The organism is Microbacterium sp. A93, assembly GCF_051842835.1.
This window is the reverse complement of record NZ_JBPXMT010000010.1, coordinates 212,220-232,590: the sequence shown is the minus strand read 5'-3', so window position 1 is coordinate 232,590 and position 20,371 is coordinate 212,220. Positions and strand designations below refer to the sequence as shown.

Below are 20,371 nucleotides of genomic sequence, written 5' to 3'. Positions count from 1 at the left end.
ATGAAACACCAGAACACTCCGCAGCACCGGCTCCTGGCGAGCCTCACCGCCCTGTTGGCCGCATCCCGTGACGAGGATCGCGGTGATGTGCCCGGCTGGGTCATGATCACGCTCATGTCGGCCGTGCTCGTCGCCGGGTTGCTGGCGATCGCCGGACCAGCCCTGACTGACCTGTTCAACCAGGCCATCAGTCAGGTCACCCAGAACTGAGCATGAGCCGCAGCGACCCCGGCGAACGCGGATCGGCGGTGGCCGAATCCGTCATGGTGATGGCGCTGCTGGCGCTGATCTTCGCCGCGATCCTGCAGTTCGGCATCATCATCCACGTCCGGAACACGCTGATCGATGCGGCCAGCGCCGGTGCCCGGTACGGGGCTCTGGGGGACCGGACGCCCGACGACGGCGCGGCCAGGACCCGAGACCTGCTCGCCGGGTCGATTCCCGGCGGTGAGGGCGCCGAGGTCTCAGCAGAGGTCGTCGGCGGGGAGGGAACCGACCTCGTCCGGGTCACCGTGCGCACCCAGATGCCCATGATCGGTTTCCTCTCGGGCCCCGTGGGATTGGAGGCGGACGGCCATGCATACCGCTACTGACACGGCGGCTCCAGACCCGCGGGGAGACGAGGGATCGGCCACCGTGGAGTTCGTGCTGTTGGCCACCCTGCTCCTGATTCCCGTGATCTATTTCCTGATGTTGACCAGCCAGATCCAATCCGCCGCATACGCCTCCGTGGCGGCGGCCGATCAGGCGGCCCAAGCGATGGTGACCGCCCCGGACCCCTCGATCGCCGCCAGCCGCGTCGACGCGGTGCTCGCCCTGACGCTCGGGGACTACGGGCTGGACCCGTCCGTGGCGCAGTCTGCGGTGACGTGTTCGGCCAGCCCCTGCCTGGAGCCGGGATCTTCCGTGTCCGTAGAGGTCGCGATCCGGGTCCCCGTCCCCTTGCTTCCGCAGGGCCTGGGATGGGATGCCGCAGCGGCCACGGTCACCAGCTCGTCCCAGCAGCCCGTGCCGAGGTTCGGATGAGACGCGAGTCTGGATTGCGGGCGAGGGATCCGAGGGACGAGGGCCAGACCACGGTCCTGGTGGTCGGACTGAGCGTCGTCTGCCTGTTGTTGGCCACCGTGATCCTTGCCGTGACCACGGTCAACCTCGAGGCCCGCAAGCTCCTTTCGGCAGCGGACGGGGCCACCATGGCCGCCGCGGACAGCTTCACGGTGGCCGTGGAGGACGGTGCGGAGACGGGCCATGCGCCGGTGCTCGACGACGCGGCCGCCGCTGGGGCCGTCGCCGGATACCTCTCGGCCGCTGGAGCCCACGGCCGCTTCGAGGGGCTGACCGTGGAGTCGGTCTCGGTGGGGGACGGCGGCCAGACGGTGGATGTGGTGCTGACCGCCACCGCCCGCCCTCCGGTCGTGAACTGGATCGTGCCCGAGGGCGTCACGGTCGTCGCCGCGAGTTCCTCCCGCACCGCCCTCACCCGATAGGAGATCACCATGACCACCGAACACACCCCACCCCCTGACCTGCAGCGCCTGCTCCGCTGGGAGGAATCCGGGGGCACCTGGCGGGTGGCGGCCCGCCGCAAGACCCGCTCCGGAGGCGCGGGAAACGCGGGAGGGGACACGGACGGAGACGAGGTCACCCTGTCCCTGCTGACCTGTGACGGCGGGGAGGAGATGGACGTGTTCTCCTCCGCGGACCCGGAGCTGCTGGCCTACGTGCAGTCCGGCGAGTCCGCCGCGCGGTAGTGTGGTCCCCACCATGGCTGAGACTGACTACACCGCAGAAATCGCGCACCTGCGCTCCACGCTGTCCAACATCGAGCAGGTCTCGGACATGGACAGGATCCGGGCGGACATCGTCGAGCTGAGCGAACAGGCCGGTGCCCCGGACCTCTGGGATGACCCGGAGGCGGCGCAGAAGGTCACCTCCAGGCTCTCCCACCGCCAGTCCGAGCTGGAGCGCATGACCCGGCTCGAGGAGCGCATCGACGACCTCGAGGTCATGGTGCAGCTGGCCGCGGAGGAGGACGACGAGGCCGCCCGCGAGGAGACCGTCAAGGAACTCGAAGCCATCCGCAAGACCATGTCGGACCTGGAGATCGTCACCCTGCTCTCCGGGGAGTATGACGAGCGGGACGCCGTCATCACCATCCGCGCCGGGGCCGGTGGCGTGGATGCCGCGGACTTCGCCGAGATCCTGATGCGGATGTACCTGCGCTGGGCCGAGCAGCGCGGCTGGTCCACCAAGGTCATGGACACCGCCTACGCGGAGGAGGCGGGGCTGAAGTCCGCCACCTTCGAGATCAAGGCCCCCTACGCCTTCGGCACCCTCTCCGTGGAGGCCGGCACCCACCGACTGGTGCGGATCAGCCCCTTCGACAACCAGGGCCGGCGCCAGACATCCTTCGCCGCCGTAGAGGTCATCCCGCTCATCGAATCCGATGACTCGATCGACATCCCGGATACCGAGCTCAAGATCGACGTCTACCGCTCGTCGGGCCCCGGCGGGCAGTCGGTCAACACCACCGACTCCGCGGTGCGCATGACGCACCTGCCCACCGGGATCGTGGTCTCGATGCAGAACGAGAAGTCCCAGATCCAGAACCGCGCCGCCGCCCTGCGCGTCATGCAGTCCCGCCTGCTGCTCGTGCGCCAGGCCGAGGCTAGCGCCAAGAAGAAGGAGATGGCCGGGGACGTCAAGGCCTCCTGGGGGGACCAGATGCGCTCCTACGTGCTGAACCCGTACCAGATGGTCAAGGACTTGCGCACCAACTACGAGGAGGGCAACCCCTCCAACGTGTTCGACGGCCACATCGACGGCTTCATCGACGCCGGCATCCGCTGGCGCGCCGGAGCCAAGCACCACCAGGACTGACACCGGGCCGGCCGCCGGGCAACCGCCGGACCAGTCAACGAACAACAGCCGGGACTTGAGCTGATGACGCCGGGACGGGCGAGGGGATACTGTAACGCCACCCCCCACCGTCTCAACGGCAACAACTCAAGAACAGGACCCTCGCAATGGCGCGATCTTGGTGTGTCCAGACCCTCTCCTCCGGTGCTGCCCTGGCACTGCTGGTTCTCCTCGGATCCCCGCCGGCGCTGGCAGCCACGCCGATCCCCGACCCCGCCTTCCGTGACTGCCTCACCACCGCCGCAGCCTCCGCCGGCGTGACCCTCGCGAACCTGGAAGGCGCCAGCTGCGATGCTGCCGACGGCACCATCCGCGACCTGACCGGCGCCGAGCAGCTGACCAGCCTCGAAGCGCTGTTCCTGGACGGCCACCAGGTCAGCGACCTCTCCCCACTCTCGGGACTGCCGCAGCTGCACCGCCTGGAGGTGCCGGACAACTCCGTGCGGGACCTGGCGCCCCTGGCCGGCATGACGCAGTTGACCAACCTCAACCTGTCCGGCAACGACATCCGAGACGTCGGGCCGCTGGAGGATCTGACGGACCTCGTCTTCTTGACACTCGACGGCAATGCGATCGAGGACGTGGAGCCGCTGGCCGGATTGTCCAAGCTCAGCTTTCTCGGTCTGGCTCAGAACCAGATCACCTATGCGGGCTACCTGTCCTCACTGTCCCAGGCCAACCTCGCCCTCAACCTCGAAGGCCAGCACACGCAAGTGGACATCGACCACGCCGGAGTGACCCACCTTCCCCAGGTCCGGGACAGCGCAAGGGTGCCGGTCTACCCGGTCACCTGTGGCGGCCCCGCCGGAGACTGCTTACACGCTGTGGAACGGAACGGGGCCGCCGGTGGGGCCTCCCTCGACGTGGATCAGCCGGGCACCTACGTGCTCACCTATCAGGGCGATGACTACGACCACTACTCCCTGACCCTCACCGTCCAGGACCAGGAGGGAGAGGAATTCCCGGACGTACCGTCCACGCACCCGTTCCACGGGGAGATCAGCTGGCTCGCGGCCGAGGGCATCAGCATCGGGTACGCCGATGGCACGTTCCGCCCCAACCGGGACGTCACCCGCGGCGAGATGGTGACCTTCCTCTACCGGTTGGCCGGCAGCCCCGCGCACGTCCCCCCGGTGGAATCCCCCTTCACGGATGTGAGCACCACCAGCCCGGACTACACGGCGATCACCTGGGCGGCGCAGCAGGAGATCACCACCGGCTTCACGGACGGGACCTTCGGCCGGAGCGCCCACACCACGAGGGGGCAGATGGCGGCGTTCATCTACCGTTTCGACGGCAGCCCGGCGTTCACGCCACCGGCCACCTCCCCATTCGAGGACGTGGGCGTGAGCGCGACCTTCTACCGGCCCATCACCTGGCTGGTCTCCGAGGGCATCACCCGCGGTTACGCCAACGGCCTGTACGGCATGAACGACCAGGTCACCCGCGGACAGATGGCGGCGTTCCTCTACCGGCTGTGCCACTGACCGCCCATCGGTGCCAGACTGGGGGCATGGACGCCTCCCTGCCCCCAGTCTCCGAACGGATCGTGACCGCCGAGCGCACCGTGCGCGCGCCGGCGTCGGAGATCTTCGCCTTGATCGCGGACCCGGCCCGCCAACCCGAGTGGGACGGCAATGACAACCTGGCCGAGGCCGCCGCCGGACAGCGCGTCACCGCCGTGGGGGACGTGTTCACCATGGCTCTGACCAATGGTCAGGCCCGGGAGAACCGGGTCGTGGAGTTCGAGGCGGACCGGCTCATCGCCTGGCTGCCGGCACCGGTGGGGGAGGAGCCGCGCGGCCACCTCTGGCGCTGGGAGCTGGTGCCGGGTCCGCAGGGCACCACCCTGGTCCGCCACACCTATGACTGGACCCGGCTCACGGACGAGTCCCGCTTCGCCCGGGCCGGCTGGAACACCCCGGAGCGCCTGATGGGCTCGATCGACCGCCTCGCGGTGCTCGCCGAGTCCGGGCGGTAGTCGCGGTGGCCGGTGCCGGGGACGAAGGCCTGCGCGCCCTGCTGGCGGACCTGGAATCAGACACCTCGATCATCGAGGACACGGTGGCCGAGCTGCGGGCCACCATCCCGGGCTACGAGGACATCCCCGCCGACTCCGTGCGCGCCTCGGCCCGGCGCAACCTGGCCCTGAGCATCCGGACCCTCCGGGACGGCCGGGCGCCGGACCCCGAACAGATCGAGGAGCCCGGCACCCTGATGGAGGAGCGGATGAGCCAGGGCGTGTCCATCGTCAGCGTGCTCGCCGGCTTCCGGCTGTCCATGTCCGTGATCCTGCGCCACCTGCTGGACCTGGCCCCACGCCATGGCCTGCCCCCGGAACGGGCCCTGGACTTCAGCACCCTGCTGTGGGCCCTCGGTGATGCCTTCACCACGCAGTCCGTGGTGGTCCACCGGGACCGTTCGATCTCCCAGGCCGTGGCCGATTCCGCCCGGCGCACCCACTGGATCCGGGACGCCGTGATCGGCGGGCTGGACCGCACCGCCCTGCTGGCGGGGGCGGGGACGTATGACCTCCCCCTGGACCGGCCGGTCCGCGCCGTGCGCGCCACGGTGGCCCCGGACGCCGCGGGAGAAGCGGCAGACACGGGCGGTTCGGGCGATCCTGCGGAACGGCTGCAGCAGTGGGCCGAGCAGGCCGGGGTCAGGCTGCTGACCGCGCCGCGCGGTGAGGGCGCCGTGGGGATCCTGATGGACGACGTCGGCCCGGCGGCCCCCGCGCCCGGGCTCACCATCGCGCTGGGCTCGGCGGTCCGCCTGACGGAGGTGGGGGAGTCCTTCACGGTGTCCACCCGCGTCCTGGAGGCCGCCCACCGGGTGGGCTGGACCGGTGTGGTGGACGTGGACGCGCTGTCCTGGCGGATGGGCATCCAGTCCAGCCCGGAGACCACCCGGCTGCTGCTGGACAAGCACGTGGCCCCCGTGTTGGAGGAGGGCCCCTTCGGCGAGCTGGTGCTCGAGGCCCTCGGGGCCTATCTGGGCCACGGGCTGAACATCCCGAACGCCGCTGCCTCGATCCCCGTGCACGTGAACACCCTGCGCTACCGCCTGAAGCGGTACCGCGAACTCACCGGGGGCAACGTCCATGACCTCGAGACGCTCATCGAGGCCTCGTGGGCTCTGACCGCGCACCGGGCTTCGTCGCCAGCTACGAAAGAGCCGCCCCGGCGTTGAAGGCGTGGACGTAGCCTGAATCACTTTTCAGGTCCATGCTGGTAGAAGTCGCCTCGGCGTGGTCGTGATGTACGTCACGTGCCACCTGACATCCTGGGGCGGGCCCGCACCCTGCGGGCCACGGTCCCGCACCGGCCGTTCCACCCACACATCCGAGAGGTACCACCCATGCTTCTGGGGATCATCGGGATCATCCTGTCCCTCACTCTGCTGATCACGCTGGCCTACCGCGGTATGCCCGTGATCATCGCGGCCCCCATCGCCGCCGTCGTCGCCGTGCTCTTCTCCGGAGCGCCCATCCTGGCGTCCTACACGGAGATCTTCATGCCGGCCATGGCCGGCTACGTCGGCAGCTACTTCCCCATCTTCCTGCTGGGGGCGATCTTCGGGCTGTTGATGACCGTCACCGGTTATGCCGAGTCCATCGCCCGCACCGTGACCGGTTGGATCGGAGCCCGCAACGCCATCCTGGCCACCGTGTTGACCTCGGCTCTGATGACCTACGGCGGCATCAGCCTCTTCGTGGTCGCCTTCGTCATGTTCCCGCTGGCCCGGGAGCTGTTCCGGGTGGCCGACATCCCGAAGCGCCTGATCCCCGGCACCATCGCGCTGGGCATCTTCACCTTCACGATGACCGCCCTGCCGGGTACGCCTCAGGTGCAGAACCTCATCCCCGGACAGTTCTTCGGCACCGGGCCGTTTGCGGCCCCACTGCTGGGCATCATCGGTGCGCTGATGATCTTCGGCGGCGGCTGGGCCTGGCTCGAGCACCGCCGGCGTGCGCTCCACGCCAAGGGCGAGACCTTCGAGGGCCACCCCGGCACCCCGGCCGATGGCCGCTCCGGCATCCGTGCCGCCTCGTACACCGGGACCCGTTCGGCCGCCAAGCGCGGCACCGGCCCCGGCGCCGTACTGCGCGAGGAGGACCGCACCGAGGAGGACTTCACCCAGGACCAGGCGCCGGTCGAGACCGAGGACAACGCCCACTCCGTCAACGCCATGCTGGCCCCGCGCAACTCGGTGGAGCCCTTCATCCCGCTGCTGATGGTGTTCGCCGTCAACTTCGTCTGCACCCTGCTGATCTTCCCCGCCCTGAACTGGTCCTACCTCTCGGAGGAGAAGTTCGGCGGGATCGACATGGACACCAGGTCGGGCGTCTGGGCCGTGATCCTGGGCCTGCTGGTGGCCGTCCTGGTGATCGTCGCCTTCAACATCCGCGAGTTCGCCGCCCTGCGGAAGGGCTTCGCTGAAGGCGTCAGGGGCTCCATGCTGCCGATCTTCTCGGTCGGTTCCGAGGTCGGCTACGGCGCGGTGGTGGCCTCCGTGGCGGCCTTCGCGGTCATCCGCGATTCCGTGTTCAACCTGGGCGGCGGGGCGCTGGTCACCTCCGTGCTCTCCACCTCCGTCACCGCCGCCATCACGGGGTCCTCCTCCGGCGGCATGACCATCGCCCTGAACGCCTTCGGCAGCGAGCTGAACCAGATGGCGATGGACGAGGGACAGAGCCTGGAGATCATGCACCGGCTGACCGCCATGGCGGCCGGCGGCCTGGACACCCTGCCGCACTCGGGCGCCGTGGTCACCCTGCTGATCGTCTGTGGCCTGACCCACCGCCAGTCCTACAAGGACATCGGCATGGTCACCCTGGTGGTCCCCGTGATCACCGTCGCGGTCCTCGTCGCCGCCGTGTCCCTGTTCGGAGCCTTCTGAACCTTCTGAACCTTCTAAACCTTCTGAACCTTCGGGCCGAGGCGGATGCCTCACCTAGGCTGAAGAACCCACATAACCTACTGAGGAGTATCCACAGTGACCCACCCCGCAACCACCCCCGCAGGCTCCGCAGCGTCCGCCGGTAGCACCGGCTCCGCCCAGGACGCCGTCATCGTCGGCGGAGCGCGGACACCCTTCACCCGGCTGCTGTCCCAGCAGGCCTCCCTGACCGCCATGGACCTGGGGGCGCACGCCATCCGGCACGCCCTGGAGCGCTCCGGGGTGGACGCCGGTGACGTCGACTCGGTCATCATGGGCCAGGTGGTCCAGGCCGGCCAGGGACAGAACCCCGCCCGGCAGTCTGCCCTGGCGGCCGGCATCGGCTGGGACGTCCCGGCGGTGACCGTCAACAAGGTCTGCCTGTCCGGCCTGACCGCCGTGATCGATGCCGCGCGGCTGATCCGCCTGGGTGAGGCCACCGTGGTGGTGGCCGGCGGCCAGGAGTCCATGACGAACGCACCGCACCTGCTGCCGGACTCGCGCAAAGGCCACAAGTACGGACCGGTCACGATGATCGACTCGGTCGCCTATGACGGACTCACGGACGCCCTGAGCAAGGAGTCCATGGGGGACCTGACCGAGGACGGCAATACCGAGCGGCAGATCGACCGCGCCGCCCAGGACACCCCCGCCGCCGCATCCCACCAGCGGGCCGCCGCGGCGCAGGCCGCCGGGGTGTTCGAGGCGGAGATCGCCCCGATCTCGATCCCGCAGCGCAAGGGCGAGCCGATCGTCCTCTCTGCCGATGAGGGGGTCCGCCCGGACACCACCGTGGAATCCCTCGGGACGCTGCGCCCGGCCTTCAGCAAGGACGGCACCATCACCGCCGGCAACTCCTCGCCCATCTCCGATGGCGGTGCGGCGCTCGTGGTGACGTCGCGGGCCTTCGCCGAGGAGCGGGGCCTGAACATCCTGGCCACCGTGGGCGCGGCCGGTCAGGTCGCCGGTCCGGACGACTCCTCGCTGCACTCCAAGCCCGCCAACGCCATCAAGGCGGCGGTGGCCAAGGGCGGCTGGACCGTGCAGGAGCTGGACTTCATCGAGATCAACGAGGCCTTCGGCGCCGTTCTGGTCCAGTCCCTCAAGGACCTGGACTACCCCGCCGAGAAGACCAACATCCACGGCGGCGCCATCGCCCTGGGACATCCGATCGGGGCCTCCGGCGCGCGGCTCGCCCTGACGGCCGCGTTGGAGCTGTCCCGGCGGGGTGGCGGCAAGGCCGCCGTCAGCCTCTGCGGCGGGGGTGGCCAGGGCGAGGCCCTGCTGCTGAGCCTCTAGTACCGTCCGAAGAGTATCCGCTCCACCTCACCCCTGAAAGGCAGGCACCGTCGTGACTGACGCACCCTCTGAGCAGGACCGGCCCCAGCAGGCGGCCTCGATCTTCCGGGATGGCCATCTGGCCGGCCGCACCGCCGTGGTGACCGGTGGGGCCTCCGGCATCGGCGCGGCCTGCGTGCGCGCCCTGGCCGGCGCCGGTGCCACGGTGACCGTGGCGGATCTCAACGCCGAGGCCGCCGAGGCCCTGGCCACCGAGGTGGGGGGCACCGCCTGGGTCGCGGACCTGGCGGACACCCAGGCCCTGGAGGATCTGACGCTGGATGCGGACATCCTGGTGAACAACGCCGGGATCCAGCGGGTGACACCCATCCACGAGTTCGACCCGCAGGCGTGGCGCTTCATCCACCGGCTGATGCTCGAATCCCCGTTCCTGCTGACCCGGGCCGTGCTGCCGGGCATGTACGAGCGGGGCTTCGGCCGGATCATCAACCTCTCCTCCGCGCACGGACTGCGGGCCTCGGCCTTCAAGAGCGCCTACGTCTCCGCCAAGCACGGTCTCGAGGGGCTGTCCAAGGTGACCGCACTGGAGGGTGGGGCCCACGGGGTCACCTCCAACTGCATCAATCCCGGGTACGTGAGGACCGCCCTCGTGGAGAAGCAGATCGCGGACCAGGCCACCACGCACGGGATCTCGGAGGACGAGGTGCTGGAGAAGATCATGCTCACGCATTCGGCGGTCAAGCGCCTGGCCGAGCCGGAGGAGGTCGCCGCGCTGGTGCTGTGGCTGGCCTCGGACGTCTCCGGCATGGTCACCGGCGCCTCCTACACGATGGATGGCGGCTGGACCGCCCAGTGATCGTCCCCTGACCAGTGGAACACCCCAGGAAGAGAGTAGGTACACCATGAGTTTGGACAAAACGGTGGCATCGGTGGCGCAGGCCGTCGAGGACATCCCGGACGGCGCCTCGCTGGCGGTGGGCGGCTTCGGCCTGTCCGGCAACCCCATCCAGCTGATCGAGGCACTGAAGGAGCAGGGCGCGAAGGATCTGTCCATCGTGTCCAACAACTGTGGCGTGGACGGCTGGGGTCTGGGCATCCTGCTCGGCGCCGGCCGCATCTCCAAGATGACCTCGTCCTACGTGGGGGAGAACAAGGAGTTCGCCCGGCAGTACCTCGAGGGCGAGCTGGAGGTCGAGCTGGTGCCGCAGGGCACCCTGGCGGAGAAGCTGCGGGCCGGGGGCGCCGGCATCCCCGCGTTCTACACGCGTTCCGGCGTCGGCACGCAGGTGGCGGACGGCGGGCTGCCGATGAGGTACAACGCGGACGGCACGGTGGCCAAGGCCTCCGAGCCCAAGGACGTCCGGTCCTTCACCCTGGGCCACGCCGGCCAGAAGGACTATGCGCTGGAGGAGTCCATCGTGACGGACTACGCCCTGGTGCATGCGGCCATGGGGGACCGGCACGGCAACCTCGTCTTCAACAAGGCCACCCGCCAGTTCGCCCCGCCGGCGGCCATGTCCGCCACCGTGTGCATCGCCCAGGTGGAGAAGCTCGTGGAACCGGGGGAGATCGACCCGGACCACGTGCACCTGCCGGGGGTCTACGTGCACCGGATCGTCGAGGTCGGACCGGACATCGAGAAGCCGATCGAGAAGCGCACCGTGCGCGCCGCAGCCGAAGGCGAGGAGACCCGATGAGCTGGACCCGTGATGAGATGGCGGCCCGTGCCGCCCAGGAGTTGCCGGACGGGGCCTACGTCAACCTGGGGATCGGGATGCCCACGCTGATCCCGAACCACATCCCCGAGTCCCGCACCGTGGTGCTGCAGTCGGAGAACGGCATCCTCGGGGTGGGGCCCTACCCGCTGGACGCGGACGTGGACCCGGACCTGATCAACGCCGGCAAGGAGACCGTGACGGTCCGCCCGGGCGCCTCCTTCTTCGACTCGGCCTCCTCCTTCGGGATGATCCGGGGCGGCAAGATCGATGTGGCGGTCCTGGGTGGGATGCAGGTGGCCGAGAACGGTGACCTCGCCAACTGGATGGTCCCCGGCAAGATGGTCAAGGGCATGGGTGGTGCCATGGATCTGGTCCACGGCGCCGGCGTGGTGATCGTGCTCATGGACCACAACGCCAAGGACGGCTCGCCGAAGATCCTCACCGAATGCGACCTGCCGCTCACCGGCCAGGGCGTGGTGGACCGGATCATCACGGACAAGGCCGTCATCAACGTGGACAAGCCCGCCGACGGCTCCGCCCCGCGGCTGGTGCTCGTGGAGACCGCTCCCGGCCTCAGCGAGGACGAGGTCCGCGCCGCGACGGGTGCCACCCTGCACTAGGGTCACCGCTTCACCGCCATACCTTCCGGACCGGTACGACGCCGGCCGGTGGGCTTCCGAGGCCCGATCACCGCAGCGCGGTGGTCGGGCCTCGCTGCGTCTCTGACCTCGGGCGATGCACAGAAGTGGCACAGACATGAAAGGTGATTCAGGAATTTTCCGGGAAACACTTGACGGTGGTGTGATCCGTCACACATACTCGATCCAGAACCTGAATCGCCTTTCAGATCACCCCCGAGACACCGCACCCGACGTCGCAACTTCGCAACAGACTTCGCAACAGACTTCGTAACAGTCTTCGTAACAGTCTTCGTAACAGTCTTCGTCACAAGCACCGCACCATTGGTCCCATGGAAAGGCCCACCGTCGTGAAAAACCACGCCAAGATCCTCACCGCAGGCCTGCTGGCCACCGGCTTGACCCTCACCGCCTGCGCCCCCACCGAGGGCACCTCCACCGGCGACGGTGAGGACGGCGGGGCGGCCCCCGAGTCCGTCAACGTCGGCATCGTGTACTCCAAGACCGGCCCCCTGGCCGCCTACGGCGAGGAGTACTACGCCGGGCTGCAGGCCGGCGTCGCCTACGCCACGGACGGCACCGGCGCCGTCGGCGAGACCGAGATCAACCTGACCTATCATGACGACGGCGGCGATCCGGACAAGGGCGTCTCCATCGCCAAGGAGCTAATCGGCAAGGAGTACTCCATCCTCGCCGGCACCACCGTCTCCGGCATCGCCCTGAAGCTCGCCGAGCAGGCCGAGCAGAACCAGGTGCTGTACATCTCCGGCCCTGCCGCCACGGATGCGGTCACCGGCATCAACGACTACACCTTCCGCTCCGGGCGCCAGTCCGTGCAGGACGTGGCCACGGCCGGCCAGTTCGTGGAGGACCTCGACGGCGCCGACGTCATGGTCTTCGGCCAGGACAACGCCTTCGGCCAGGGCAATGTCGCGGCCGTGGACGCCGTCCTGGGCGCCGAGGGAGCCGAGGTGGATCAGATCCTGGTCCCCGAGGACGTCACCGAGTTCACCCCGTTCGCCCGCCAGATCGTCGAGGCGGACCCGGACCTGGTCTTCGTGGCCTGGGCCGGAGCCAACGCCGGGTCCATGTGGCAGGCGCTCGACCAGCAGGGCGCCTTCGACGCCGCCCCGATCGTGACCGGCCTGGCCAACAAGGCCACCTACAGCGCCTACGGTGCCGCCGGCGAGAAGATCTCCTTCCTCTCCCACTACTTCCCGGGGGCCGGACAGAACGATGTCGAGGACTTCATGATCGAGCACGTCGAGGAGGCCGGTGCCGAGCCCGATCTCTTCACCCCGGACGGCTTCGTGGCCGGGCAGATGATCGTCCGCGCCATTGAGGAGGGCGGCGGCACCGACGTGGACTCCATGATCGCCTCCCTCGAGGGCTGGGAGTTCGAAGGCCCCAAGGGCACCACCACGGTGCGCGCCGAGGACCACGCCCTGATCCAGGACATGTACCAGGCGGAACTGGTCCAGGACGGCTCCGAGTGGACCGCCGAGCTGATCGACACCGTCCCGGCCGAGGACGCCGCTCCTCCCGTAGCCGAGCAGTGATGCCGGTGGCCAGCACTCCAGCGACCGTGACGGGTACGGCCCTGAGCTTCCAGGGCATCGGCCTGCAGATCGGCGGAGCCCGGATCCTGGAGGACATCGATCTCGAGGTGGCCTCGGGCGAGATGATCGGGGTGATCGGCCCCAACGGTGCCGGCAAGACCACGCTGTTCAACCTGGTCTCCGGACTGATGCGCCCCACCGAGGGGCGGATCTGGATGAACGGAAAGGACATCACCGACCTCGCCGTCGACCGCCGGGCCAAGGCCGGGCTGGGTCGCACGTTCCAGACGTCCTCGCTGTTCCCGGGCTTGAGCGTGAAGGAGAACGTCCGGCTGGCGGCCCAGGCCGCCATGGGGGGCTCGCTGTCCCTGTTCCGCTTCCCGCGGGCCACGGACGCGGCCACCGGGCGCGCCATGGAATGCCTGGAGCAGGTGGGGCTGACCCACCGGCTGGAGGCCGCTGCCGGGGGGCTGTCCCACGGGGACAAGCGCAAGGTCGAGATCGCCATGATCCTGGCCACCGATCCCGAGGTCGTGCTGCTGGACGAGCCGATGGCCGGGGTCGGCTCCGGGGACGTGCCCGGACTGGTGGAGATCATCCGGCGCATCCACCTCGAGTCCGGACGCACCCTGATGATGGTGGAACACCACATGGAGGTGGTCCTCGGGCTCGTGGACCGGGTGGCCGTGATGCATCGCGGCACCCTGCTGGCGGTGGACGAGCCCGCGGCCATCATGGCCAACAGCGAGGTCCAGTCCGCCTACCTCGGACAGACTGACCCGGCTGAACAGACTGACCGGGCTGAACAGACTGAACAGACGGGACAGGTGGCATGAGCTCCATACTCTCCGTGCGCAACCTGCAGGCCTCGATCAACGGCCAGCAGGTGGTGGAGGACGTCACGTTCGACGTCCCGGCCCAGGGCATCACCGCCCTGCTGGGCCGCAACGGCGTCGGCAAGACCTCCTCGATCAAGGCCATTCTCGGGCTGATCCACCGTGATGCCGGCACCGTGAGCCTCGAGGGACAGGACATCACCGCCCTGGCCACCCACCGGATCGTCCAGCGCGGGGTCGGTTACGTGCCGGAGGACCGGGAGGTCTTCGCCGGGTTGTCCGTGGCGGAGAACCTCCGGCTGTCCGAACGGGACGAGAACCCGCGGCGCGAGCTCGTGGAATCCCTGTTCCCGGACCTGGTCAAGCGGGCGCAGCAGCCGGCGGGCACCCTCTCCGGAGGCCAGCAGCAGATGGTGTCCCTGGCCCGCGCCCTGATGAATCAGAACCGCGTGCTGCTGGTGGATGAACCCACCAAAGGCCTGGCGCCCAAGATCGTCGGCGAGGTGGCCGAGGCGCTGGCCGAGGCCGCCCGCACCGTCCCCATCCTGCTCGTGGAGCAGAACCTCGCGGTGGTCCGCCAGCTGGCCGCCGGGGCCATCGTCCTCTCGGACGGGCACGTGGTGCACACCACGGAGTCCGCCACCGCGTTCCTGGACGATGAGGCACTGGTCACCCAGTACCTCGGCGTGGGAACCAGCACCGAGACCAGGACCGAGACCAGTACCCAGACCAGTACCCAGACCACCGCAGAGGGGGCCCACCCATGAGCACCATCGTGTTGCTGCTGATCACCGGACTCGGCCTCGGCGCCGTGTACTTCCTCGTGGCCTCCGGGCTGTCCCTGATCTACGGGCTGATGGGGGTGCTGAACTTCGCCCACGGTGCCTTCCTCACCCTGGGCGCACTCATCGGCTGGGAGACCGCCCGCCTGATGGGGGCCGGCTCCTGGGGCGGCTTCGCGCTCTCCCTGCTCGTCGGCTGCCTCGTGGGCGCGCTGCTCGCGGCGGCCACGGAGTTCATCCTCATCAGACCGCTGTATGAACGGCACATCGAGCAGGTCCTGGTGACGGTGGGGCTCAACCTCGCGGCCATCGCCCTGTTCGAGGGCATCTGGGGCACGGACCCCGTGTTCATCCAGGGGCCCACGTGGATGGGCATGACCACGGAGATCCTCGGGGCCCAGATCTCCAACCACCTGTTCATCACGATCCCGATCGCGGGCCTCGTGCTGCTCGGGCTGGTGATGTTCCTGAAGAAGACCCGCTACGGCATGATCATCCGGGCCGGCGTGGAGAACCGTTCCATGGTCACCGCCCTGGGCATCGACGTCCGCCGGGCTTTCACCCTGGTGTTCACCATCGGTGGCGCGGTGGCCGGACTGGGTGGCGTGCTCGCCAGCCACTTCTTCGGCTACGTCTCCCCGATGCTCGGCGGCTCCCTGCTGATCTTCGCGTTCATCGTCACGGTGATCGGCGGGCTGGGTTCCCTGGCCGGCGCAGCCGTGGCGGCCGTGGTGGTCGGCGTGCTGCAGCAGTTCGCCAACTTCTACTGGGGCGTCGGCGACTTCGTGGTCGTCATCCTCCTGGCCGTGGTCCTGCTGACCCGGCCCTCCGGACTGATGGGACGAAAGGTGGCCACGGCATGAGCGCGTCCACGGAAGAATCGACCAGCACCGGCTCCACCGGCACCGGATCGACCAGCACCTCCCTGAAGGACCGGCTGCAGGCCTCCCTGACCCCGCCGCCCCGGGACGGCGGCTCGCAGCCCGGGGCCGGCGGCCAGCGGCCGGGGCGCCGATTCCTGAAACCGGCCCTGGCCGTCGTCGGGCTGGTGTTCCTGGCCGTGCTGCCGTTGTTGAACATCCAGGTGCCCGGCATCCTGCCCACCGCCACCTACCAGCCCGGCGCCCTGCAGCTGATGGCCGTGTGCCTGCTGATGGGCGCGGCCGCGCTGACCTACCACATGCTGATCGGGGTGGCCGGGCTGCTGTCCTTCGGCCATGCCCTCTATGTGGGGGCCGGGGCGTACCTGCTGGGCATCCTGCTCGAACGCACCGGGATGGGCCTGATCCCCGCCATGATCCTCACCGTGGTGCTCGTGGTGCTGCTGGCCGGGCTCACCGGCTCGGTGGCCCTGCGGGTCTCCGGCATCCCCTTCGCCATGGTCACCCTCGCGTTCGCCCAGGCCGGCTCCGTGCTGGTCCGCCGCAACCCGGGCAGTGCCACCGGCGGCGAGGAGGGACTGAGCCTGAACACGGAGCACGTCCCGGCGTTCCTGGTGGGTGTCTCCAACACCCGGAACCTGTACTGGCTGGCGCTGCTGGTGCTCGTGCTCGTCTTCGCGGTGGTCGCCTGGATCCAGAACTCCCGCGCCGGGCGGCTCGCCGAGGCCGTCCGGGAGAACGAGAACCGCGTGCGGGTGCTGGGCCTGAAGCCCTATGTGGCCAAGCTGCTGGTCTTCGTGGTCGGCGGCACCCTGGCCGCCTGCGTGGGCATGGTGCACCTGCTGCTGCAGTCCGGGGCCGTGCCCAAGACCGTCTCCGCGGACTTCACCATCTCCCTGCTGGTCATGGTGGTGCTGGGCGGCGTGGGCTCGCGCTGGGGCGCGGTGCTGGGCGGGGTGCTCTACACCCTGCTGGACCAACGGCTGAGCGTGCTGGCCCAGTCCGAGGCGATCCAGGCGCTGCCCGGGATCCTGCGCGTGCCGCTGTCCGAGCCGCTGTTCCTGCTCGGCACGCTCTTCGTGCTCGTGGTGTTGTTCATGCCCGGAGGTCTCGCCGGCTTCGTGCGGCGGGTGGGTGCCCGCTACGGTGGACGCACCAACCGGAAGAAGGACCCCGTGGACCTGCTGGAGCAGTCGGGATGAGCGCCGCGCAGACCATGAGTGCCCCGAGGAGCGGCGGGCTGCACACCTTGGGCCGGTGGACCGCCGACCGCGCGGTGGCCACCCCGTACCGCACGGCCATCCTGGATGCGGGGGTCGCGATGACCTACCGCGAGCTGGAGACCCGGGCGGCCCGGCTGGCCGAGCGGTTCGTGGCCGCCGGCTACCGGCCGGGGGAGCGGATCGCCACGCTGAGCGGCAACAGCGCCGACCACGTGGTGCTGTTCTTCGCCTGCGCGAAGTCCGGGCTCGTGCTGACACCCCTGTCCTGGCGGCTGCGTCCGGCGGAGGTGGCCACCCAGCTGAGCACCGCGGATCCCGTCCTGTTGATGGTCGAGGAGGACTTCGGGTCCCTGGCGGCGGAGGCCTGCGCCCTGATGCCGTTGCCCCCGCCCCGGGCCCTGCCCGGTGTGGACGGGATCGAGACCGAGGTCCCGACGCCGGCCCGCCTGCCCTCCGCCGCCGCGCCCGGTCCCAGCCGCGAGACCCTTCACCCCGCCTCGCGCGACTCCGGCCCGCAACAGCCCGGCCCGCAACAGCCCGGCCCGCGGCGGGAGCCGGGCAGCCCCGTCCGGGACGATGACCCCGTCCTGATGCCGTTCACCTCCGGCACGGAGGGGCGGTCCAAGGCCGCGGTCCTCACCCATGCGAATTGCTTCTGGAACAACCTGGCGCTGTCCCGCACCCTCGAGATCACCTCGTCCGACGTGGTGCTGGCCGTGTTGCCCCAATTCCATACCGGGGGCTGGAACATCCAGCCGCTGCTGGCCTGGTGGACCGGTGCCACCGTGGTGATGGAACGGACCTTCGACGCGGGCCGGGTGCTCGCGTTGATCGCGGACCGACGGATCACCACCCTGATGGCCGTGCCCGCCCAGTACCTGATGCTGGCCGAACACCCGCAGTTCGCCGCCACGGATCTGTCCAGCCTCCGCCTGGCCGTGGTCGGAGGGGCCTCCATGCCGCCGGCACTGTTGCGCGTCTGGCACGCCCGCGGGGTGGCCCTGGTCCAGGGCTACGGCCTGACCGAGGCCGGTCCCAACGTGCTGTCCCTGCCCGCCGAGGACGCCACCGAGCGGGTCGGCTGGATGGGCCGGCCCTACCCGCACGTGGAGGTGGCGGTGGCGGACCCGGTCACCGGGGCCCTACTGGACGGCCCCGCCACGGGGGAACTGCTGGTCGCCGGACCCAGCGTCTTCGCCGGATACTTCCGGGACCCGGTGTCCACGGACCGGGCGCTGGCCGGTGGCTGGCTGCACACGGGCGACCTGGTCGAACGGGATGCCGAGGGGTACTTCCGGATCGTCGACCGGCTGAAGGACATCTTCGTCTCGGGCGGGGAGAACGTGGTCCCCGCCGAGGTGGAGGACGTCCTGGTGAGCCATCCCGCGGTGGCCGCGGCCGCCGTCGTGGGGGTGGCGGATGAACGCTGGGGGGAGAGCGGTCATGCCTACGTGGTGTTGCGCCGTGGCGTCCCCGTGGACGAGACCACACTGCGCGAACACTGTGCCGAGCGGCTGGCCGGCTTCAAGCGGCCCGCCCACTACACCTTCGTGACCGAGCTGCCCCGGACCGGTCTCGAGAAGATCGCGCGCTCCCGGCTGCGGACCACCCGTCCCGTGCCGAGCCGGGCCGCCACCCCCACCACCGCAGTTGCGGCCCCTGAGAGGACCCATCATGGCCATTGAGCCGCTCCACCCGGACACGGACATCGACGCGGCGGACGTCAGCGCCCCGACGACCACGCGGGGCACGGTGCTGACCGCCCGCGGACTGCGCACGCGGCGCCGGCTGCTGGACGCCGCCGAGAAGATCTTCGCGGAGCTGGGTTACCCGGCCGCCTCGATCGTCAAGATCACCGAGCAGGCCGGTTGCGGGCTCGGGACCTTCTACCTCTACTTCGAGGGCAAGCAGGAGATCTTCAACGAGGTCGTGGTGGATCTCAACCGCCGGGTCCGCCGCGCCATGACCGACGCCTCCCGGGCCGAGACCGGCCGGATCGCCTCGGAGCGCGCCGGCTTCCGGGCCTTCTTCCGCTTCACCGCGGAGCACCCGGCGTTGTACCGGATCGTCCGCCAGGCCGAGTTCGCCTCCCCGGACGCGCTGCGGCTGCACTATGCCAAGATCGTGGACGGTTACGCGCAGGGGCTCGAACAGGGGCAGGAGACCGGTGAGGTGCACCGGATGGATCCCGAGGTGGTGGCCTGGGCCCTGATGGGAATCGGTGAGATCATCGGGATGCGCTGGGTGCTCTGGCCCCAGGAGGAGGACTCCGCGGGGCAGCCCGGACAGGCCGGATCTGACGGGCAGACCGGACCTGACGGGCAGACTGGACAGCCCGCTGCGGACATCCCGGACCACGTCTTCGACACCATGATGGAGTTCATCGAGCGGGCCCTGGCCCCCGTGGACAGAACAGGATGCGACCATGACCACCGCTGAACTGGCTGCGCTGAAGGAACTGCACCGGCACACCACGGTGGGCTCCGGGTACCGGCAGGAGAGCGTGGCCGTGCCGGGCGGCCGCATGACGGTCGGGGTGTGGGGCCCCACGGACCCCGCGGCGCCCACCGTCCTGGCCGTGCACGGGGTCTCGGCCTCCCACCGCAGCTTCGGCCTGCTGGCCGAACAGCTGCCAGAGGTCCGCATCCTGGCTCCGGACCTGCGCGGTCGCGGCCGTTCCAACCACCTCCCGGGACCGTTCGGGATGAGATCCCATGCGGCCGACATGGCTGCGGTGATCGGCGAACTGGCCGCCGGACCCGTCACCGTCATCGGCCATTCGATGGGCGCGTTCGTGACCTTGGTGCTCGCCCACCTGCACCCGGATCAGGTCTCTTCCGTGGTCCTGGTGGACGGCGGCATCCCCCTGAAGGTCCCGGCCGGGCTGGGAGCGGACGAGATCGTCCAGGCGGTGCTCGGGCCGGTGGCCGAACGGCTGGCCATGCGCTTCGGCTCCGTGGACGAGTACCGGGGTTTCTGGCAGGTCCACCCCGCCCTCGGCATGGCCTGGGAACAGGGCCCGGGCGCAGATCCGGGCATGCGTCCGCTGTTGGAGGACTACATCGCCTATGACTTGGAGCCGGGCGGCCCGGAGGATCCGCCGGGCACCCTACGCGCGGCGACCCGGTATGAGGCGATGGCCCAGGACACCCAGGAGTTGCAGGCGGACGGCTCCCTGCTGGCGGCCCTCGAGGCCTTGGCGGTACCCGCCACCCTGCTGTGGTCCGCCCGAGGGCTCTTCAACGAACAGCCGGGGCTGTACACGGCCGAATACCTGACCGCCTGGCGCCAGCGGGTACCGGCCCTCGCGGCCCAGCTGAGAAGCGTGCAGATCCCGCGGACGAACCACTACACGATCGTCATGTCCGCGGCAGGGGCCGCGGCCGTGGCGGAGGTGGTCCGGGGGGACCGGGACTGAACCGCCGGCGGGGGCAGGGGTGCCGGCGGTGACACACCGGCGCCCTCCGGCCCGAGGTCCCACCGCTGTTATCTCATCGTGACTACGGTGGACTCCGCGAGCACCGAGTCTTCCCCCTACCATCCCCCTGGTGCCGCAGGACGAGCCTGTCCGGGGG

General features: G+C 69.7%; 22 protein-coding genes. All 22 read left to right on the top strand.

The annotated features are described in order from the left end of the window. The 22 genes from ACSU1G_RS23960 (at position 1) to ACSU1G_RS23855 (ending at position 20,214) form a co-directional block, all read left to right on the top strand. Complete coding sequence (locus ACSU1G_RS23960; protein ID WP_439282526.1) at positions 1-210, top strand: hypothetical protein; 210 nt, start codon at positions 1-3, stop codon at positions 208-210. 2 nt (positions 211-212) lie between these two features. Beyond that, positions 213-593, top strand: coding sequence for a TadE family protein (locus tag ACSU1G_RS23955; protein WP_439282525.1), 381 nt, complete (start codon positions 213-215; stop codon positions 591-593). Next, positions 577-1,026, top strand: coding sequence for a hypothetical protein (locus ACSU1G_RS23950; RefSeq protein WP_439282524.1), 450 nt, complete (start codon positions 577-579; stop codon positions 1,024-1,026). The genes ACSU1G_RS23955 and ACSU1G_RS23950 overlap by 17 nt, the downstream gene beginning before the upstream one ends. Next, positions 1,023-1,487 carry a pilus assembly protein TadG-related protein gene (locus ACSU1G_RS23945; RefSeq protein WP_439282523.1) on the top strand — a complete coding sequence of 155 codons (465 nt, stop codon included), beginning with the start codon at positions 1,023-1,025 and terminating at the stop codon, positions 1,485-1,487. The genes ACSU1G_RS23950 and ACSU1G_RS23945 overlap by 4 nt, the downstream gene beginning before the upstream one ends. 9 nt (positions 1,488-1,496) lie before the next feature. Continuing rightward, on the top strand, positions 1,497-1,751 hold the full coding sequence (locus tag ACSU1G_RS23940) for a hypothetical protein (RefSeq protein ID WP_439282522.1): 255 nt from the start codon (positions 1,497-1,499) through the stop codon (positions 1,749-1,751). A gap of 13 nt (positions 1,752-1,764) precedes the next feature. Continuing rightward, positions 1,765-2,880, top strand: a complete 1,116-nt coding sequence (gene prfB / locus ACSU1G_RS23935) for a peptide chain release factor 2 (RefSeq protein WP_439282521.1) — start codon at positions 1,765-1,767, stop codon at positions 2,878-2,880. Between the two features lie 146 nt (positions 2,881-3,026). Continuing rightward, positions 3,027-4,406, top strand: coding sequence for an S-layer homology domain-containing protein (locus ACSU1G_RS23930; RefSeq protein ID WP_439282520.1), 1,380 nt, complete (start codon positions 3,027-3,029; stop codon positions 4,404-4,406). Positions 4,407-4,432: 26 nt separating this feature from the next. After that, positions 4,433-4,900: an SRPBCC family protein gene (locus ACSU1G_RS23925; protein ID WP_439282519.1), complete on the top strand. Its 468-nt coding sequence runs from the start codon at positions 4,433-4,435 to the stop codon at positions 4,898-4,900. A gap of 5 nt (positions 4,901-4,905) precedes the next feature. Next, on the top strand, positions 4,906-6,111 hold the full coding sequence (locus ACSU1G_RS23920) for a PucR family transcriptional regulator (RefSeq protein ID WP_439282518.1): 1,206 nt from the start codon (positions 4,906-4,908) through the stop codon (positions 6,109-6,111). A 168-nt stretch (positions 6,112-6,279) separates the two neighbouring features. Further along, entirely contained in the window at positions 6,280-7,821 is a 1,542-nt protein-coding gene (locus ACSU1G_RS23915) for a GntP family permease (RefSeq protein WP_439282517.1), read from the top strand. A 171-nt stretch (positions 7,822-7,992) separates the two neighbouring features. Beyond that, a complete protein-coding gene (locus ACSU1G_RS23910; protein ID WP_439282669.1) occupies positions 7,993-9,159 on the top strand; it encodes an acetyl-CoA C-acetyltransferase in 1,167 nt (388 codons plus the stop codon). 100 nt (positions 9,160-9,259) lie between these two features. Continuing rightward, positions 9,260-10,015, top strand: coding sequence for a 3-hydroxybutyrate dehydrogenase (locus tag ACSU1G_RS23905; protein ID WP_439282668.1), 756 nt, complete (start codon positions 9,260-9,262; stop codon positions 10,013-10,015). A gap of 46 nt (positions 10,016-10,061) precedes the next feature. Then, positions 10,062-10,856: a CoA transferase subunit A gene (locus ACSU1G_RS23900; RefSeq protein WP_439282516.1), complete on the top strand. Its 795-nt coding sequence runs from the start codon at positions 10,062-10,064 to the stop codon at positions 10,854-10,856. Continuing rightward, positions 10,853-11,497: a 3-oxoacid CoA-transferase subunit B gene (locus ACSU1G_RS23895; protein ID WP_439282515.1), complete on the top strand. Its 645-nt coding sequence runs from the start codon at positions 10,853-10,855 to the stop codon at positions 11,495-11,497. Before ACSU1G_RS23900 ends, ACSU1G_RS23895 begins: the two co-directional genes overlap by 4 nt. Positions 11,498-11,847: 350 nt before the next feature. Continuing rightward, positions 11,848-13,074, top strand: a complete 1,227-nt coding sequence (locus ACSU1G_RS23890; RefSeq protein ID WP_439282514.1) for a substrate-binding domain-containing protein — start codon at positions 11,848-11,850, stop codon at positions 13,072-13,074. Further along, entirely contained in the window at positions 13,074-13,910 is an 837-nt protein-coding gene (locus ACSU1G_RS23885; RefSeq protein ID WP_439282513.1) for an ABC transporter ATP-binding protein, read from the top strand. The genes ACSU1G_RS23890 and ACSU1G_RS23885 overlap by 1 nt, the downstream gene beginning before the upstream one ends. Then, positions 13,907-14,677, top strand: coding sequence for an ABC transporter ATP-binding protein (locus tag ACSU1G_RS23880; RefSeq protein WP_439282512.1), 771 nt, complete (start codon positions 13,907-13,909; stop codon positions 14,675-14,677). Before ACSU1G_RS23885 ends, ACSU1G_RS23880 begins: the two co-directional genes overlap by 4 nt. Then, complete coding sequence (locus ACSU1G_RS23875; protein ID WP_439282511.1) at positions 14,674-15,555, top strand: branched-chain amino acid ABC transporter permease; 882 nt, start codon at positions 14,674-14,676, stop codon at positions 15,553-15,555. Before ACSU1G_RS23880 ends, ACSU1G_RS23875 begins: the two co-directional genes overlap by 4 nt. Beyond that, a complete protein-coding gene (locus ACSU1G_RS23870) occupies positions 15,552-16,775 on the top strand; it encodes a branched-chain amino acid ABC transporter permease (protein WP_439282510.1) in 1,224 nt (407 codons plus the stop codon). The genes ACSU1G_RS23875 and ACSU1G_RS23870 overlap by 4 nt, the downstream gene beginning before the upstream one ends. Continuing rightward, positions 16,772-18,481 carry a class I adenylate-forming enzyme family protein gene (locus ACSU1G_RS23865; protein WP_439282509.1) on the top strand — a complete coding sequence of 570 codons (1,710 nt, stop codon included), beginning with the start codon at positions 16,772-16,774 and terminating at the stop codon, positions 18,479-18,481. The genes ACSU1G_RS23870 and ACSU1G_RS23865 overlap by 4 nt, the downstream gene beginning before the upstream one ends. Beyond that, a complete protein-coding gene (locus ACSU1G_RS23860) occupies positions 18,471-19,235 on the top strand; it encodes a TetR/AcrR family transcriptional regulator (RefSeq protein WP_439282508.1) in 765 nt (254 codons plus the stop codon). The genes ACSU1G_RS23865 and ACSU1G_RS23860 overlap by 11 nt, the downstream gene beginning before the upstream one ends. Then, a complete protein-coding gene (locus ACSU1G_RS23855; RefSeq protein WP_439282507.1) occupies positions 19,222-20,214 on the top strand; it encodes an alpha/beta fold hydrolase in 993 nt (330 codons plus the stop codon). The genes ACSU1G_RS23860 and ACSU1G_RS23855 overlap by 14 nt, the downstream gene beginning before the upstream one ends. Positions 20,215-20,371 lie beyond the last annotated feature (157 nt).